Source organism: Kineosporiaceae bacterium SCSIO 59966 (assembly GCA_020881835.1).
Classification (GTDB): Bacteria; Actinomycetota; Actinomycetes; order Actinomycetales; family SCSIO-59966; genus SCSIO-59966.
Genome location: CP052876.1, coordinates 388,960 through 405,970, shown reverse-complemented (window position 1 = coordinate 405,970; position 17,011 = coordinate 388,960). Strand labels below are relative to the sequence as shown.

Annotated in this window: 15 protein-coding genes; 1 reads left to right on the top strand and 14 read right to left on the bottom strand. The window is 72.7% G+C overall.

Going from position 1 to position 17,011, the window contains the following annotated elements:
* Positions 1-40 precede the first annotated feature (40 nt).
* The 13 genes from nuoK to HJG43_01905 form a co-directional block, all read right to left on the bottom strand.
* A complete protein-coding gene (gene nuoK, locus HJG43_01965; GenBank protein ID UER53523.1) occupies positions 41-340 on the bottom strand; it encodes an NADH-quinone oxidoreductase subunit NuoK in 300 nt (99 codons plus the stop codon).
* On the bottom strand, positions 337-1,311 hold the full coding sequence (locus tag HJG43_01960; GenBank protein UER53522.1) for an NADH-quinone oxidoreductase subunit J: 975 nt from the start codon (positions 1,309-1,311) through the stop codon (positions 337-339). The genes nuoK and HJG43_01960 overlap by 4 nt, the downstream gene beginning before the upstream one ends.
* The gene (nuoI, locus tag HJG43_01955) at positions 1,308-1,946 is read right to left on the bottom strand and encodes an NADH-quinone oxidoreductase subunit NuoI (protein ID UER53521.1); all 639 of its coding nucleotides are present in this window, start codon (positions 1,944-1,946) and stop codon (positions 1,308-1,310) included. The genes HJG43_01960 and nuoI overlap by 4 nt, the downstream gene beginning before the upstream one ends.
* Positions 1,939-3,279: an NADH-quinone oxidoreductase subunit NuoH gene (nuoH, locus tag HJG43_01950; GenBank protein UER53520.1), complete on the bottom strand. Its 1,341-nt coding sequence runs from the start codon at positions 3,277-3,279 to the stop codon at positions 1,939-1,941. The genes nuoI and nuoH overlap by 8 nt, the downstream gene beginning before the upstream one ends.
* Positions 3,276-5,831 carry an NADH-quinone oxidoreductase subunit G gene (locus tag HJG43_01945; protein ID UER53519.1) on the bottom strand — a complete coding sequence of 852 codons (2,556 nt, stop codon included), beginning with the start codon at positions 5,829-5,831 and terminating at the stop codon, positions 3,276-3,278. Before HJG43_01945 ends, nuoH begins: the two co-directional genes overlap by 4 nt.
* Positions 5,831-7,150 carry an NADH-quinone oxidoreductase subunit NuoF gene (gene nuoF, locus HJG43_01940; protein ID UER53518.1) on the bottom strand — a complete coding sequence of 440 codons (1,320 nt, stop codon included), beginning with the start codon at positions 7,148-7,150 and terminating at the stop codon, positions 5,831-5,833. Before nuoF ends, HJG43_01945 begins: the two co-directional genes overlap by 1 nt.
* 1 nt (position 7,151) lies before the next feature.
* Positions 7,152-8,036 carry an NADH-quinone oxidoreductase subunit NuoE gene (gene nuoE, locus HJG43_01935; GenBank protein ID UER53517.1) on the bottom strand — a complete coding sequence of 295 codons (885 nt, stop codon included), beginning with the start codon at positions 8,034-8,036 and terminating at the stop codon, positions 7,152-7,154.
* A complete protein-coding gene (locus HJG43_01930; GenBank protein UER53516.1) occupies positions 8,036-9,406 on the bottom strand; it encodes an NADH-quinone oxidoreductase subunit D in 1,371 nt (456 codons plus the stop codon). Before HJG43_01930 ends, nuoE begins: the two co-directional genes overlap by 1 nt.
* Positions 9,403-10,149 carry an NADH-quinone oxidoreductase subunit C gene (locus HJG43_01925; GenBank protein UER55623.1) on the bottom strand — a complete coding sequence of 249 codons (747 nt, stop codon included), beginning with the start codon at positions 10,147-10,149 and terminating at the stop codon, positions 9,403-9,405. The genes HJG43_01930 and HJG43_01925 overlap by 4 nt, the downstream gene beginning before the upstream one ends.
* A gap of 38 nt (positions 10,150-10,187) precedes the next feature.
* Entirely contained in the window at positions 10,188-10,742 is a 555-nt protein-coding gene (locus tag HJG43_01920; GenBank protein UER53515.1) for an NADH-quinone oxidoreductase subunit B, read from the bottom strand.
* A 13-nt stretch (positions 10,743-10,755) separates the two neighbouring features.
* Entirely contained in the window at positions 10,756-11,115 is a 360-nt protein-coding gene (locus HJG43_01915; protein UER55622.1) for an NADH-quinone oxidoreductase subunit A, read from the bottom strand.
* Positions 11,116-11,256: 141 nt separating this feature from the next.
* The gene (locus HJG43_01910; protein UER53514.1) at positions 11,257-12,558 is read right to left on the bottom strand and encodes a geranylgeranyl reductase family protein; all 1,302 of its coding nucleotides are present in this window, start codon (positions 12,556-12,558) and stop codon (positions 11,257-11,259) included.
* A gap of 128 nt (positions 12,559-12,686) precedes the next feature.
* Positions 12,687-13,388: a demethylmenaquinone methyltransferase gene (locus HJG43_01905; GenBank protein ID UER53513.1), complete on the bottom strand. Its 702-nt coding sequence runs from the start codon at positions 13,386-13,388 to the stop codon at positions 12,687-12,689.
* Between the two features lie 33 nt (positions 13,389-13,421).
* Here HJG43_01905 and HJG43_01900 point away from each other — a divergent pair, with 33 nt between their 5' ends.
* The gene (locus tag HJG43_01900) at positions 13,422-14,735 is read left to right on the top strand and encodes a chorismate-binding protein (GenBank protein ID UER53512.1); all 1,314 of its coding nucleotides are present in this window, start codon (positions 13,422-13,424) and stop codon (positions 14,733-14,735) included.
* 332 nt (positions 14,736-15,067) lie between these two features.
* On the opposite strand, the gene HJG43_01895 is transcribed toward HJG43_01900, so the two are convergent.
* Positions 15,068-17,005 (bottom strand): LTA synthase family protein, encoded by a 1,938-nt coding sequence (locus HJG43_01895; GenBank protein UER53511.1) that lies wholly within the window; start codon positions 17,003-17,005, stop codon positions 15,068-15,070.
* Positions 17,006-17,011: the final 6 nt, after the last annotated feature.

Here is a 17,011-nt window from a genome sequence, read left to right as displayed (position 1 = left end):
CAGAGGCGGTGATCACAGGCTTTCGCTCCTCGGTCCGTCTCTAGTACTTCAGCAGGTTGGCGTCGTCGACGGACGCCGACCGGCGGGTCCGGAAGATCGTGACGATGATGGCCAGCCCGACGACCACCTCGGCGGCGGCCACCACCATGACGAAGAAGGCGATGACCTGGCCGGACAGGTCGCCGGTCATCCGGGCGAAGGTGACGAACGCGAGGTTGGTGGCGTTGAGCATGAGCTCGACGCCCATGAACACGACGATCGCGTTGCGGCGCACCAGCACGGTCGTCGCGCCGATGGCGAACAGCAGCGCGGACAGCGCGATGTAGCTGGTGATGGTCATCGGTCCGCTCCGTCCTGCCGCCCCTGCGGCGTCCCGGGCTCCTGGTCGGCGTCGGACACCTCCGTGCTGGCGTCGCCGGCCTCGTCGGTCGGGAACTGCGAGCCGGTGACGCCGCGGCGGTGGTCCGGCCCGATCTCCGCCTCGATGACCCGGACGTCGTCCCGGAACCGCAGCGGCGACGTCGTCTGGCCGCGGGCCCGCAGCACCCGGGAGACCGACAGCTCGCTGGGGGTGCCGTCGGGCAGCAGCGCCGGGATGTCCACCCCGTTGTGCCGGGCGAACACACCTGGGGCGGGCAGCGGCGTGACCTGGGTGCCCTCACGGACCCGGCGCGCCGCGAGCTCGCGCTGGGTCACCCGCGGGGTGAGCCGCGGCCGGTGGGTGAGCAGGACGGCGCCCAGCGCGGCGGTGACGAGCAGCGCACCGGTCAGCTCGAAGGCGATGACGAAGTCGGAGAACACCAGCCGGGCGATGCCGACCGGGTTGCCGTCGGCGTTGGCCTCGGCGAGGCCGACCGGCAGCGGCGCATCACGCACCTCGGTGCCGAGCAGCCCGCTGCCGGTGACTCCGGCGACGAGCACGACCGCGAGCCCGATACCGGCCAGGAAGGACGGCACCCGGTGCCCTCGGATGGTCTCGACGAGCGAGTCCGAGGAGTCGACCCCGACGAGCATGAGCACGAAGAGGAAGAGGATCATCACCGCGCCGGTGTAGACGATGATCTGGGTGACGAAGAGGAACGGCGCCTCCTGCGCCGCGTACAGCACCGCCAGGGAGATCATCACGAACACGAGCATGAGCGCGGCGTGCACGGCCTTCTTGGCGAAGAGCAGCCCCAGGGCGGCGATCACCATGAGCGGCGCGAGCACCCAGAACAGCACCGTCTCCCCGGTGCCGAGGTGCGCCTGGGTCGCCGGGTCGAGCGGCACCTGGGCGAGCGCCGGCGCGGTGAGCAGGCTGGCGGGACTCATCGGGCCTCCTCGCCGTGCGCGGCCGCAGCGGCCGACCGCTGGCGGACCCACTGCTCCTGCTCCGGTACCGCGCCGGTGACCTCACCGCGGTAGTAGCTCTGCTCGTCGGTGCCCGGGACCATCGGGTGCGGCGGCGCGAGCATCCCCGGCTGCATCGGGGCGAGCAGGTCCTGCTTCTCGTAGATGAGGCCGACCCGGCTGGGGCCGGCCAGCTCGTACTCGTTCGTCATGGTCAGCGCACGGGTGGGGCAGGCCTCGATGCACAGACCGCAGAAGATGCAGCGCAGGTAGTTGATCTGGTACACGCGGCCGTACCGCTCACCCGGTGAGAACCGGGCCTCCTCGGTGTTGTCGGCGCCCTCGACGTAGATGGCGTCGGCCGGGCAGGCCCAGGCGCACAGCTCGCAGCCGATGCACTTCTCCAGCCCGTCGGGGTGCCGGTTGAGCTGGTGGCGACCGTGGAACCTCGGCTGGGTCGGGACCTTCTCCTCCGGGTACTGCTGGGTCTCGACCTTCCGGAACATGTTGCCGAGGCTGACGCCGAAGCCGGCGACCGGGGCGAGCAGCTCGGAGAGAAAGCCGCCCTGGCGGTCGTCGTCGTCCTCGCGACGGCGCAGGTCCTTGGACTCAGCCACGGGTGTCCTCCTCGGACGGGGTCGGGGTGTCCGACGTGGTGGTGGAGCCGACGACGGCGGTCTGGCGCATCCGCCGTGGTGAGGCGGGGAGCTGCTGGCCCGGCAGCGGGGGCACCGGGTGGCCGCCGGCGAACGGGTCGAACTCGCCCTGCGGCGGGCCGGCGTCCTCCTCCTGCGGGCTGGGCCACAGGAAGCTCGCGGCGACGAACACGGCGGCGACGCCGACGATGACCCACAGGACGGTGCTGAGGCTGACGTCGGTGAACTGGCGCACGCCCTGGAGCACGGCGACGGCGACGACCCAGGCCAGCGCCGAGGGGATGAGCACCTTCCACCCGAGCTTCATGAACTGGTCGTAGCGCATCCGGGGCAGGGAGCCGCGCAGCCAGATGAAGAAGAAGATGAACAGCCACAGCTTGGCCGTGAACCACAGCAGCGGCCACCAGCCCTCGTTGGCACCCGGCCAGATCGGGCCGCCGAGCGGCCACGGGGCCTGCCAGCCGCCGAGGAAGAGGGTCGTCGCCAGCGCCGAGACGGTGAACATGTTGATGTACTCGGCGAGGAAGAACATCGCGAACTTCATCCCGGCGTACTCGGTGTGGAAGCCGCCGACGAGCTCACCCTCGGCCTCGGGCAGGTCGAACGGCAGCCGGTTGGTCTCCCCGACCATCGACACGACGTAGATCACGAACGCCGGCAGCAGGGTGACCGCCCACCACAGGTTGGCCTGGGAGGCGACGATCTGGGACGTCGACATGGACCCGGCGACGATGAAGACGCTGACCAGGGACAGGCCCATCGCCAGCTCGTAGCTGATCACCTGGGCGGTGGACCGGACCCCACCGAGCAGCGGGTAGGTGGACCCGGAGGACCAGCCGGCCAGCACCAGCCCGTACACGCCGATCGACCCGATGGCCAGGACGTAGAGCACTGCGACCGGCAGGTCGGTGAGCTGGAGCGGGGTGACGATGTCGGTGAACGGGATCCGCACCTCGGGCCCGAGCGGGATGACGGCGAACGCGAGGAACGCGGGGGTCGCCGACAGCGCCGGTGCGAGCAGGTACACCCAGCGGTCCGCGCCGCGAGGAGCGAAGTCCTCCTTGAACATGAGCTTCGCGCCGTCCGCGATGCTCTGCAGGATGCCGAAGGGGCCGGTCCGGTTCGGCCCGAGCCGCAGCTGCATCCGCCCGATGATCCGGCGCTCGGCCCAGATCACGATGACGACGTTGACGACGAGGAAGACGAAGACGAAGAGGATCTTCCCGAAGATGACCCACCCGTTGTCGTTGCTGAAGTCCGCGGACGGGACCGCGGTGGACGCCAGCAGGTTCACGCCTGCACCTCCTCGACGGCGTCGGCCGGGACGGCCGCGACGCGCACGACGGACCCGGCGCCCGCACGCAGCGTCGCGTGCACGGAGCTGCCTGGTGAGTTGGTCGGCAGCCAGACGACCCGGTCGGGCATCGCCGTGACGACCACCGGCAGGCGGACGGCGCCGGCGTCGGTGGCGACCTCGACCAGGCCGCCGTCGTCCACACCGGCCTCCGCCGCGGTGGCCGCGGACAGCCGGGCGTGGGCCCGCTGGGCGGTGCCGGCCAGGAACGGCTCGCCGTCCTGGAGGCGTCCGGCGTCCAGCAGCAGGTGCCAGGTGGCCAGCACGGCCTCTCCCGGGGCCGGTTCGGGCGGGCGGACGGGCTCGGCGGGGGCGGCGGCGAGGCGGCCGCCCTCCCAGGCGCCGAGCTCGGCGAGCTCGCCACGGACGGCCTCGACGGTGGGCGTGCCGAGGTCGACACCCATGGCGGCGGCCAGCTCGTCGAGCACCCGCAGGTCCGGCAGCGCGCGGGACTGCAGGGTGCGCTCGAACATCCGCCAGCGGCCCTCCCAGCTGAGGAAGGTGCCGGACTTCTCGGCGACCGGGGCGACCGGCAGGACGACGTCGGCCCGGTCGGTCACCGCGGACAGCCGGACCTCGAGGCTGACGAGGAACGGCACCCGGCCCAGGGCGGTGAGGGCCAGCTCGGGGTCGGGCAGGTCGACCGGGTCGACGCCGCCGACGACGAGCGCGCCGAGCTCACCGGACGCCGCGGCGGCGAGCATGGCGGTGGTGTCCCGGCCGGGGGCGTCCGGCAGCGAGACGGGCGTGCCCCAGGCGGCGGCGGTGTCGACGCGAGCCTCGGGGTCGGCGACCGGCCGCCCCCCCGGCAGCAGCGTCGGCAGGGCGCCGGCCTCCAGTGCGCCGCGCTCCCCGGCCCGGCGCGGCACCCAGGCCAGGGCGGCGCCGGTGGCGTCGGCCAGGGCGGCGGCCGCGGTGAGCCCGCCGGGGACGGCGGCGAGCCGCTCCCCGACGAGGACGACCGCGCCGGGACGGCGCAGCAGCTCGGCGGTCTCGGCGACCTCTGGCGCCGACGCGGCGAGTGCCCGGAGCACCGACGGCTCGGTGCCGGGGGCGGCCTCGACGAGGGCCCCGGACAGCTTGGTCAGCCCCCGGGTGGCCATCGGCGCGACCGCGGCCACCTGCAGGCCGTGCTTGCGGACCGCCTTGCGGAGTCGCAGGAAGACGATCGGCGACTCCTCCTCGGGCTCGAACGCGACGAGCAGCACGGCGGGCGCCCGCTCGAGGTCGGCGTAGGTGACCGGCATGCCGGCGCCCGCGACCCGTGCGGCGAGCACGTCGGCCTCCTCGGCCGAGTGCGGCCGGGCGCGGAAGTCGACGTCGTTCGTGCCCAGGGCGAGGCGGGCGAACTTGGCGTAGGCGTACGCGTCCTCGACGGTGGCACGGCCGCCGACGAGCACCCCGACCCCAGCGGGCTGCCCGGCGGCGTCGGCGGCGGCGTCCCGTGCGGCGGTCAGTCCCCGGGCGGCCACGTCGAGCGCCTCGCTCCAGGAGGCCGGCACGAGCTGGCCGGTGTCGGCGTCCCGGACCATCGGGGTGGTGACCCGGTCGGCGGCGGTCTGCCAGGTGAAGGCGAACCGCCCCTTGTCGCAGTTCCACTCCTCGTTGACCGCCGGGTCCTCCCCGGCCAGTCGGCGCAGCACCGTGCCCCGGCGGTGGTCGACGCGCAGGGCGCAGCCGGAGGCGCAGTGCTCGCACACCGACGGCGAGGAGACGAGGTCGAACGGGCGGGCCCGGAACCGGTAGGCGGCCGACGTCAGCGCACCGACGGGACAGATCTGGATGGTGTTGCCGGAGAAGTAGCTGGCGAACGGCTCACCCGCCTGGTCGAGCACGGACTCGTCGGGGACGTGGATGCCGAGCACGGCCGGGGAGAACGTGCCGATCTGCTGCTGGGCGCCGCGCTCCTGCAGCTCGATGAACGGGTCCCCGGCGATCTCCTTGGCAAACCTCGTGCAGCGCTGGCACAGGACGCAGCGTTCCCGGTCCAGCAGCACCTGGCTGGAGATCCGGATCGGCTTGGGGAAGGTGCGCTTGACGTCGACGAACCGGGTCTCCGGGCGGCCGTTGCTCATCGCCTGGTTCTGCAGCGGGCACTCCCCGCCCTTGTCGCAGACGGGGCAGTCCAGCGGGTGGTTGATCAGCAGGAACTCGAGCTGCCCCTGCTGCGCCTTGTCCGCGACCGGGGAGGTGACCTGGGTCTTGACCACCATCCCCTCGGTGAGCTCGATCGCGCAGGACGGCTGCGGCTTCGGCATCGGCCGCAGGGAGCCGTCGGGGCCGGGCGTGGCCACCTCGACGAGACACTGCCGACAGGCCGCGACCGGGTCGAGCAGCGGGTGGTCGCAGAACCGCGGGATGGCCACCCCGAGGGTCTCGGCGGCACGAATGATCAGCGTCCCCTTGGGCGCACTGACCTCCATGCCGTCGATGACGGCGCTGACCGTCTCGACCGGCTGGTCGGTCCGCGGCGTACCGGTGGTGGAGGTCATCAGGCGTCAGCTCCGGCGAAGACGGTGGCGGCGACCGGGTCGAAGGGGCAGCCGCCGTGAGGGTTCCCTGGCCCCGGGAGGTGGCGGAGGTACTCCTCGCGGAAGTGCTGGATGCTCGACGTCACCGGCGACGTCGCGCCGTCGCCGAGCGCGCAGAACGCGCGGCCGAGGATGTTGTCGCACTGGTCGAGGAGGTTGTCGAGGTCCTGCTCGGTGCCCTGCCCGGCCTCCAGGCGACGCAGCACCTGCTTCATCCAGAACGTGCCCTCGCGGCACGGGGTGCACTTGCCGCAGGACTCGTGGGCGTAGAACTCGGTCCAGCGCAGGACGGCGCGCACGACGCACGTGGTCTCGTCGAAGATCTGCAGGGCCCGGGTGCCGAGCATCGAGCCGGCCCCCGCCACCCCCTCGAAGTCGAGCGGGACGTCGAGGTGCTCCTCGGTGAAGATCGGCGTGGACGACCCACCGGGGGTCCAGAACTTCAGCCGGTGGCCCTCCCGGACGCCGCCGGCCATGTCGAGCAGCTCACGCAGGGTGACGCCGAGCGGGGCCTCGTACTGGCCGGGGTGGGTGACGTGGCCGGACAGCGAGAACAGCCCGAAACCGGTCGACTTCTCGGTGCCCATCGAGGAGAACCAGTCGGCGCCGTGGGCGACGATCGAGGGCACCGAGGCGACCGACTCCACGTTGTTCACCACGGTCGGCCGCGCGTACAGCCCGGCGACCGCGGGGAACGGCGGCTTGAGCCGGGGCTGGCCCCGGCGGCCCTCGAGGGAGTCGAGCAGCGCCGTCTCCTCACCGCAGATGTAGGCGCCGGCACCGGCGTGCACGGTGATGTCGAGGTCGAAGCCGCTGCCGAGCACGTTCCTGCCGAGGTAGCCCTTGGCGTAGGCCTCCTCGACGGCGTGCATCAGCCGCCGGTAGACGTGCACGACCTCCCCGCGCAGGTAGATGAAGGCGTGGTGGCAGCCGATGGCGTAGGACGTGATGATCGCGCCCTCGATGAGCAGGTGCGGCGAGGCCATCATCAGCGGCACGTCCTTGCACGTGCCCGGCTCGGACTCGTCGGCGTTGACGACGAGGTACCGCGGTCCGCCGTCGGGCTTGGGCAGGAAGCCCCACTTCATCCCGGTCGGGAAGCCGGCGCCGCCGCGGCCGCGGAGCCCGGAGTCCTTGACCAGCTGGACGAGGTCCTCCGGAGAGCGGGTGAGCGCCGTCCGCAGCGCGGAGTAGCCGTCGTGGCGCTCGTAGGTCTCCAGGGTCCAGGACCGCTCGACGTCCCAGGTACGGGACAGCACCGGGGTGAGTTGCGTCGCCATCTCAGCCCTCCTCGCTCGTGCCCTCGGCGGGCTCTGTGCCGGTCGCCTCGTCCTGCGGCCCGGCGGTGGTGTCACCGGACGGCTTGCCGGCCGGAGCCCCGCCCCGGTCGTCCTCGCCGGCCGGGACCGTGGGGGCGTCGTGAGCGCTGCTGCGCTCACGCGGCGGCTGCTGGCCGGCCGCCAGGGCGGGGCCACCACCGGCCGCGCCGTCACGCCCGCCGCCGGCGGGCACGCCGCGCTCCGGCGTCCACCCCTGCTGGCGGGCCACGACGTTGCCGCGCAGCGTCGCGTCACCGGCGCCGACGCCCTCGTCGGCGCGCCCGTCGGGGAACCCGGCCAGTACCCGGGAGACCTCCTTGAACGTGCAGACCTTGGCGGCGCCGCGGGTCGGTGCCACGTCCTGCCCGGCGCGCAGCCGGTCGACGACGTCCCGGGCCGACTCCGGGGTCTGCCGGTCGAAGAACTCCCAGTTGACCATCATCACCGGCGCGTAGTCGCAGGCCGCGTTGCACTCGATCCGCTCAAGGGTGATCGAGCCGTCCTCGGTCGTCTCGTCGTGCCCGACGCCGAGGTGCTCGGAGAGCGCCTCGTAGATCGCGTCGCCGCCCAGCACGGCGCACAGGGTGTTCGTGCAGACCCCGACGGTGTACTCGCCGTTCGGGTGCCGCTTGTACTGCGTGTAGAAGGTGGCGACGGCGGACACCTCGGCCGCGGTGAGGCCGAGCAGCTCGGCGCACAGCGCGATCCCGTCTGGGCTGACGTAGCCCTCCTCGGCCTGCACCAGGTGCAGCATCGGCAGCAGCGCGGAGCGCTCCTGCGGGTACCGGGACATGATCTGACGCATGTCGGCGACCAGCCGCTCGCGCGTCGGGACGTCGTAGGCCATCAGCGGTCGACACCACCCATCACCGGGTCGATCGAGGCGACGGCGACGATGACGTCGGCCAGCTGCCCGCCCTCGCACATCGCGGCCACCGCCTGCAGGTTGTTGAACGACGGGTCGCGGAAGTGCGCCCGGTAAGGTCGAGTGCCCCCGTCGCTGACGAGGTGGACGCCGAGCTCGCCCTTGGCGGACTCGACCGCCTGGTAGACCTGCCCGGCCGGCACCCGGAAGCCCTCGGTGACGAGCTTGAAGTGGTGGATGAGCGCCTCCATCGACGTACCCATGATGTGCCGGATGTGGTCGAGGCTGTTGCCCATCCCGTCGCCGCCGATCGCGAGCTGGGCCGGCCAGGCGATCTTCTTGTCGCCGACCATGACCGGGCCGGGGGCCATCTCCTGCAGCCGGTCGGCGCACTGCTCCACGATCCGCAGCGACTCGCGCATCTCCGCGATCCGGATCCGGAACCGGCCGTAGGCGTCAGCGGTGTCCCACGTGACGACGTCGAAGTCGTAGGTCTCGTAGCCCAGGTAGGGCTGCGTACGGCGCAGGTCCTGGGGCAGCCCGGTGGCGCGCAGGATCGGGCCGGTGACGCCCAGCGCCACGCAGCCGGCCAGGTCGAGGTAGCCGACGCCCTGCATCCGGGCCTTGAGGATGGGGTTCTCCAGCGTGAGCCGCTCGAGGTCCCGGATCCCGCGGTCGATGAGCGGGACGGCCTCGCGGATGCTGTCCAGCGCGCCCGGGGGGATGTCCTGGGCGACCCCGCCGGGACGGATGTAGGCGTTGTTCATCCGCAGGCCGGTGATCAGCTCGATCACCTTGAGCACGTACTCCCGGGTGCCGAACCCGTTGGTCATGACGGTCGTCGCGCCGAGCTCCAGGCCACCGGTGGCGACGGCGACGAGGTGGCTGGAGATCCGGGTGAGCTCCTGCATCATCACCCGGATGACCTGGGCACGCTCCGGAACGTCGTCCTCGATGCCGAGCAGCCGCTCGATGCCCAGGCAGTAGACGGCCTCCTGGTGCATCGGCGTCAGGTAGTCCATCCGGGTGCAGAACGTGACGCCCTGCGTCCAGTTCCGGTACTCCATGTTCTTCTCGATACCGGTGTGCAGGTAGCCGACGCCGCACCGGGCCTCGGTGACCGTCTCGCCCTCGATCTCGAGGATCAGGCGCAGCACCCCGTGCGTCGAGGGGTGCTGGGGCCCCATGTTGACGACGATGCGCTCCTCCTGGAGCGCCGAGGCCTCGGCGGCGAACTCGTCCCAGTCGCCACCCTCGACGGTGAACGACGGCAGGCCCTCGCCCTCGTCGGCCGGGCCGGTGGCGTACGGGTCCCGTGGACTCGTCGGCGTCCCGCCGGGTGCGGTGCTCATCGGTACGACCTCCGGGTGTCCGGCGGCGGGATGGTGGCGCCCTTGTACTCCACCGGGATCCCGCCGAGCGGGTAGTCCTTGCGCTGCGGGTGCCCGGGCCAGTCGTCGGGCATCTCGATCCGGGCCAGGGCCGGGTGACCGTCGAAGACGATGCCGAAGAAGTCCCACGCCTCGCGCTCGTGCCAGTCGTTGCCCGGCCACACCGACACCAGTGACGGGATGTGCGGGTCGTCGTCCGGGCAGACGACCTCGAGCCGCAGCCGCCGGTTGTGGGTCAGGGACAGCAGCGGGTAGACGGCGTGCAGCTCGCGCCCGGCGTCCTCGGGGAAGTGGACGCCGGAGACCCCCATGCACATCTCGAAGCGCAGGTCCGGGTCGTCGCGCAGCGCACGGGCCACCGCGAGCAGGTGCTGCCGACGCACGTACAGCGTCATCTCGCCCCGGTCCACGACGACCTTCTCGATCGCGGCGTCCCACCCCGGCCCGCCGTCCTCGCCGAGCACCTCGGCGAGCACGTCCGCCGCCTCGTCGAACCAGTCCCCGTACGGGCGCGTGCTCGGCCCGGGCATGACGACGGTGCGGACCAGACCGTTGTAGCCGGAGGTGTCGCCGGGCCCGGACACGCCGAACATGCCCTTGCGGACGCTGACGACCTCAGCGGTCGGCTCCGTGGTGGCCGGCAGGTTGTCCGAGCCGGCCTCAGCGGCCGCACGGGCCGGGGTGCGGTCGGCGCCCTCGGGCACGTCGTGAGTGCCGTCAGGTACGTCGTCGGTGGCGTCGCTCACCGCAGCAGCCCCTTCATCTGCGAGCTCGGCGTGGCGGCCAGCGCGGCCTGCTCAGCAGCCCGGGCCGCCTTCACGCGATTGGCGCCCAGCGGCATGTGCTGGATCTGGTCGTGCAGCTCGAGGATCGCGTTGAGCAGCATCTCCGGGCGCGGCGGGCAACCGGGCAGGTAGACGTCGACCGGCACGACGTGGTCGACGCCCTGGACGATGGCGTAGTTGTTGAACATCCCCCCGGACGACGCGCACACGCCCATCGAGATGACCCACTTGGGCTCCATCATCTGGTCGTAGATCTGCCGCAGCACCGGAGCCATCTTCTGGCTCACCCGGCCGGCGACGATCATGAGGTCGGCCTGGCGCGGGGTGGCCGCGAACCGTTCCATCGCGAACCGGGCGATGTCGTACTTCGGGCCGCCGACGGCCATCATCTCGATGGCGCAGCAGGCTAGGCCGAACGTCGCCGGCCACACCGACGACTTGCGGAGGTACCCCACCAGCTGCTCGACGGTCGACAGCACGACGCCGCTGGGCAGCTTGTCCTCGATCCCCATCAGCTCTCTCCTGTCAGTCCCACTCGAGCGCGCCGCGGCGCCACTCGTACACGTACGGAACGGTGATGAGCACGAGGAAGCCCATCATCGCCACGAGTCCGAACAGAGCGAGCTCCCGGAACGCCACCGCCCACGGCACGAGGAACACCACCTCGATGTCGAAGACGATGAAGGTCATCGCGACGAGGTAGTACTTCACCGGGAAGCGGCCGCCGCCGGCGGCCTGCGGCGTCGGGTCGATCCCGCACTCGTAGGCGTCGAGCTTGGCGCGGTTGTAGCGCTTCGGTCCCAGGATCGCGTTGGCCACCAGCGAGAAGACGACGAAGCCGGCGGCGAGAGCCAGTAGTCCGAGGATCGGGATGTACGGGTTGATCACGTCAGACATGCCCGTCTCGCTCCTCTGCTCGCACGGTCCGTGCGCCGTGGTCGGTGCGCTGTCGTAGGCCTGGCCCGACCGAGGCGGCGCCCATCCTAGGGGCCTGCGGTTTGGGGCACGCGGCGGGGCGGTCGGGGGTCATGCGGCCGGCGCGATCCGGGTCAGGCCGTTGATCAGCCGGTCCATCGCGTCCCCGCCGCGTGGGTCCGTGAGGTTCGCCAGCAGCTTGAGCGTGAACCGCATCAGCAGCGGGCGCGGCAGGCCGTAGCGGGTGGCGACCTTCATCACGTGCGGGTTGCCGATGAGCTGGACGAACACCCGGCCGAGCGTGTAGTAGCCGCCGAGGGCGTCCTTCATCACCTGCGGGTAGGCCTGCAGCGCACGCTCCCGAGCGGCGGCGTCCGGACGGGCCAGCGCCTGGGTGACGACGTCGGCGGCCAGCCGGGCGGACTCCATCGCGTAGGCGATGCCCTCCCCGTTGAACGGGTTGACCATGCCACCGGCGTCACCGAGCAGCAGGACCCCGTCGGTGTAGTGCGGCGTCCGGTTGAAGCCCATCGGCAGGGCGGCGCCTCGGACCTCCCCGACCTGGTTGTCCTCGGTGTACCCCCACTCCGGCGGCATCGTCGCCACCCACCGGCGCAGCAGCTCCTTGTAGTCCACCGTGCCGAAGGCCGAGGAGGAGTTGAGGATGCCCAGGCCCACGTTCGACGTCCCGTCCCCGACGCCGAACACCCACCCGTACCCGGGCAGCAGGTTCGACCGCTGCGGCTCGCCGTCCCACAGCTCCAGCCAGCTCTCCAGCCAGTCGTCGTCGTGCCGAGGGCTGCGGAAGTACGTCCGGACGGCGACCCCCATCGGCCGGTCGTCCCGCTTGGCCAGGCCGAGCGAGAGCGCGAGCCGGGCGGAGGTGCCGTCGGCAGCCAGCACCACGGGGGCGCGGTAGACGACCTCCTCACCGGTGCGCCGTCCGCGCTCGTCGACCGGGCGGGCGGTGACCCCGACGACCCGGCCGGTGGCGTCGTCCCGCACCGGACCGGTCACGTTCGTGCGTTCGAGCAGGGTCGCGCCCGAGGCGACGGCGTGCCGGGCCAGCGCCTCGTCGAAGTCGAGCCGGGGCCGCACGAGGCCGTAGTCGGGGAACGTGGCGAGGTCCGGCCACGGCAGCTCCAGGCGCATCCCGCCCCCGAGGATCCGCAGCCCCTGGTTGCGGATCCAACCGTCCTCAGACGGGGTCGGCAGGCCCATGGCGATGAGCTCCTTGACCGCACGGGGAGTCAGGCCGTCGCCGCACACCTTCTCGCGCGGGAACGCGGTCTTCTCCAGCAGCAGGACGTCGACGCCGGACCGGGCGAGGTAGTGCGCGGCGGTGGAACCGGCCGGGCCGGCGCCGACGACGATGACGTCGGCCTCGGCCGCCGTCGGGGGCCTGGGGGTCACGGTGCCTCACTCGTCGCCGTGGCGGGTCGGGTGCTCAAGGTGCTCGGGGTGCTCAAGCTGCTCAAGGTGCTCGGGGTGCTCAGGACGGACGCGGCGCTTGTGAACGTGTTCACGAAGTCCCCGGAAGTCTACGCCTCTACCGGACGGACGGCCCGGTGGAGGGCCACGATCCCCCCGGTGAGGTTGCGGTAGGCGACCTGCTCCCAGCCGGCGCCGCGGACGACGTCCGCCAAAGCCCGCTGGTCGGGCCAGGCCCGGATGGACTCGGCGAGGTAGACGTAGGCCTCGGGGTTCGACGACACCCGCCGGGCCACGCTCGGCAGGGCGCGCATGAGGTACTCGGTGTACACCGTCCGCCACGGCGCCCACGTCGGGTGGGAGAACTCGCAGACGACGAGCCGCCCCCCGGGACGGGTGACCCGCAGCATCTCGGCGAGGGCACGCTGCGGCTCGACGACGTTGCGCAGCCCGAAAGAGATCGTCACCGCGTCGAAGACCCCGTCGGCGAACGGGAGGCGGGTGGCGTCCCCGGCGACGAAGGACAGGTCGGGCCTACGGCGGCGGCCCACCTGCAGCATGCCGAGGGAGAAGTCGCACGGCACGGTGCGGGCCCCGGCGTCCGCGAACGGCTCGCTGGAGGTGCCCGTCCCGGCGGCGAGGTCGAGGACGGTCTCCCCGGGGCGGGCGTCCACCGCGCGCACCACCGCCCGGCGCCACAGCCGGTCCTGGCCCAGGGACAGGACGTCGTTGGTCAGGTCGTAGCGGCCGGCCACGCCGTCGAACATCGCCGCGACCTCGTGCGGCTGCTTGTGCAGGTCGGCGCGGCTCACGTCGGCACAGGGTACGGCTTAGTCTGTGCGCCGATGAGCGCCCTCCCCGCCGCCGGTGCGCGACTCGTGGCCCGCACCACGGCCCTCGACGTCGCAGGCGAGCTGCTCTCCTACCTGCCGCCGCCCTCGGACGACGACCCGCCGGTCGCGTGGGTGCGCCGGGGCGAGGGGATGGTCGGCTGGGGCGAGGCGCTGCGGGTGGACCTGGCCGGGCCGGACCGGTTCGCTGACGCGGCCCGGGTGTGGGCGCGGGTGTCCGCCGACGTCGCCGTCCGCGACGACGTCCGGCTGCCCGGCACCGGGCCGGTCGCGTTCGTCTCGTTCTCCTTCGCCGACGACTCCCCCGCCGGCGGCGTCCTCGTCGTCCCCCGGGTCGTCGTCGGACGCCGTGGTGGGACGTCCTGGGTGACGGCGGTCGCCCCCGAGGGTGCGCTGCCCGCGCCGGCCGCCCCGGCCCCGGCCGGTGCACCCGAGTCGCCGGGACAGGTCCGGTTCGCCGACGGCGTCCGGTCCGGACCGCAGTGGGCGTCCGTCGTCCGGGAGGCGGTGCGCCGGATCGGCGCGGGTGAGGTGGACAAGGTCGTGCTCGCTCGCGACCTGGAGGCGCAAGCGGACCGGCCGGTCGACCCACGACACCTGCTGACCCGCCTGGCCGCGCGGTACCCGTCGGTGTGGACGTTCGACGTCGACGGGCTGGTGGGCGCGACCCCGGAGCTGCTCGTGCGGGTGGAGCGCGGGCTGGTGACGTCGCGGGTGCTGGCCGGGACGATCCGGCGGACCGGGGACGACGAGCGGGACCTCGCGCTGGCCGGGTCCCTGGCTCGGTCGAGCAAGGACCTCGAGGAGCACGAGTACGCGGTGCGCTCCGTCGTCGAGGCGCTGCAGCCGTACTGCACGAGCACGAGCGCGCCGGAGTCGCCGTTCGTCCTGCACCTGCCGAACGTCATGCACCTGGCCACCGACGTCGCCGGAGTACTCGCTGCGGGCTCGGCGTCGCTGCTCGAGCTCGGCGCGGCACTGCACCCCACCGCAGCCGTCTGCGGCACGCCGACCGAGGCCGCCGCCAAGCTCATCGCCGAGCTGGAGGGGATGGACCGGGACCGCTACGCCGGCCCGGTGGGCTGGGTGGACGCCCGCGGCGACGGGGAGCTGGGGATCGCCCTGCGCTGCGCCCGGCTCGACCCGGCGGACCCGCGACGACTGCGCCTGTTCGCCGGCTGCGGCATCGTCGCCGGCTCCGACCCCGAGGCCGAGCTCGCCGAGAGCGACGCCAAGCTCGTGCCGGTGCGGGACGCCGTCAGCCCCGACCCCACCCCACCCCCACCCCCACCCCCACCCCATCCGTGATCATGCAATCCCGCCACCCTGTCGGCCACCGTCCGACTCGCAGAATGCTGGGTTGGTGGCACGACACGCCGTAAGAGTCGTGCCGAATCCAGCATTCTGCGGGCGTCGCCGATGCTCCGCGGCGATGGTGTGCAGCGACCTCGACGGCCCACCTGACCTCTCCTCCCCGTGATCATGCAATCCCGCCACCCAGGCCCGGGAGGTGGCGGGATTGCATGATCACGGGGAGCGGAGTGTGGGGCCAGGGGTGGCGGGATTGCATGATCACGGGGAGCGGAGTGTGGGGCCAGGGGTGGCGGGACTGCATGATCACGGGGAGGGGATCGTGGCCGTCAGGGGACGGTGTACACGGCGTCCCGGGAGTAGCCGGCACCGACGGTGAGGTCGTACTGGAGCAGCCGGTAGTCGGCGAGCACCGCCTGGGCGCGCGGACCGAGCGCCTCGACGTCCGGGACCACGCGCCCCTCGCCGTCCAGCACCGCCAGTGTCCCCAGCGCCGGGACCTCCGCCTGCACCTCGGCCAGCAGCGCGTCGAGCGGAGTCAGCGGCGCACCGGTCGCGGCGATCAGCTGCGGCACGAGCAGGTTCGGGCTGATCGGGTGCTCCGGCCGCACGGGCTCGGTCTCGAAGTTCGCGAACACCACCCACGGGGTCGAGTACTGGGCCAGGCGGTCGTTCTGCGCGAGGACCTCCGCCGGCCAGATCGGCGCGAGGTGGTCGCCGTAGTAGAGGACGACGGTGCGCTCGGGCAGTCGGTCGAGCTCGGCGGCCAGCTCGGCGAGCGCGGCGTCGCTGTGCTGCAGTCCGCGGACGTACTGCCCGAGCGTCTCTGCCTGCTCGGCGCTGAAGGAGCCCTCCACCGGCACCGGGTCGGAGTACCCGCGGTGCGGCACGTGGTTCTGCATCGTCACGACGTTCACGAGCATCGGCTCGGGCTCCGCGCGCAGCTCGTCGACGAGCTCCCGGAACACGGCCGCGTCGGAGACGAACGGGGCGTCCTCGATGGTGCTGCGCTGCGTCATCGTGTCGCGGAACTCGGCGCGGTCGAAACCGAGCGCGGGGTACACGGCGTGACGCTGGTAGAACTCCCCGACGTAGGGGTGCAGGGCCAGCGTCGGCCGGTCGGCGAACCGGTCCAGGTAGGACGGGAACGACGACGCGCGGGACACGAGCATCTGGAACGGGCTGTGCACCTGCGCCTGGTAGCTCGCCACGGCCAGACCGGTGAGCGCCTCGAACTCCACGTTCGCCGTCCCGCCGCCGTAGCCGGACACGAGCAGGGTGCCCGAGCTGTTGTCCGCCATGAGCTCGTGCAGGAACGGCAGCGGGTCCTCGGCCAGGTCGACGCCGTCCAGTCGGGTGGGGTCGGCGGTGCTCTCGGCCAGGACCAGGACGACGTTCGTGTCGGCGAGCGCGTCCTCGTCCCGTCCGACGTTGGCCGCCACGGCAGCCGCGCGGTACCGCTCGACGACCTCGGCGACCGCCTCGGGACCGTAGCCCGGTGGCTCGTCCATCGCGGTGGCCGGCAGGTTGTACAGGGCGCCGGCGACGAAGCCGTTCTTGGCGTAGTTGTCGAGCTGGCTCCACGGCGCCCAGATCGCACCGGCGCGTTCGTACACGTCACGCAGCGGGTTGCCCTCGACGTTGAAGGTCGCCGCGGTGACCACCACCACGCCGGCGACGAGCCCGGCGACGACTCGCAGGCCCGCCACGAGGCGGCGCCGCTGCCGGGTCGGCGACCGTCGTCGTCCCGGCCGGCGGACCAGTCGCGCCACCTGCCAGGTGACGAGGACGGCGGCCGCCATCGCGGCGACCAGGGCGAGCGCGGTGCCGGTGCCGATGCTCTCCACCAGCAGCCCGGCCTGGCGCAGGTAGACGACGTCGGTCGGGAACAGCGGCTCGGAGCGCAGGCTCATCTTGGCGTCGGCGGCGAACGCGACGAACCCGGTGGCCGCGAGGGTCAGGCCGGTGGTGAGCCACAGCCGCCCGGTGACCGCGTGGAGCAGTCCGACCACGCCCCAGACGACGGCGCCGCTGACGGCCAGGACGGGTCGCGGCAGCTGCTCCAGCCGTTCGGCGGCGCCCACCCACGGGTCGTTGAGGGCGTGCGCCCACTCCAGGACGAGCAGGACGACGAGGGCCAGGACGAACGTGGCGGTCACGTGACCGAGGACGCGTGGCCACAGCCGCGGCTGGGACCGGTGCGGCCCGCCCGCCGGACGCCGCTCGCGCACGGGTGGCGCGGGGCGGGTGGCACCGGGGACGGACACGACGGT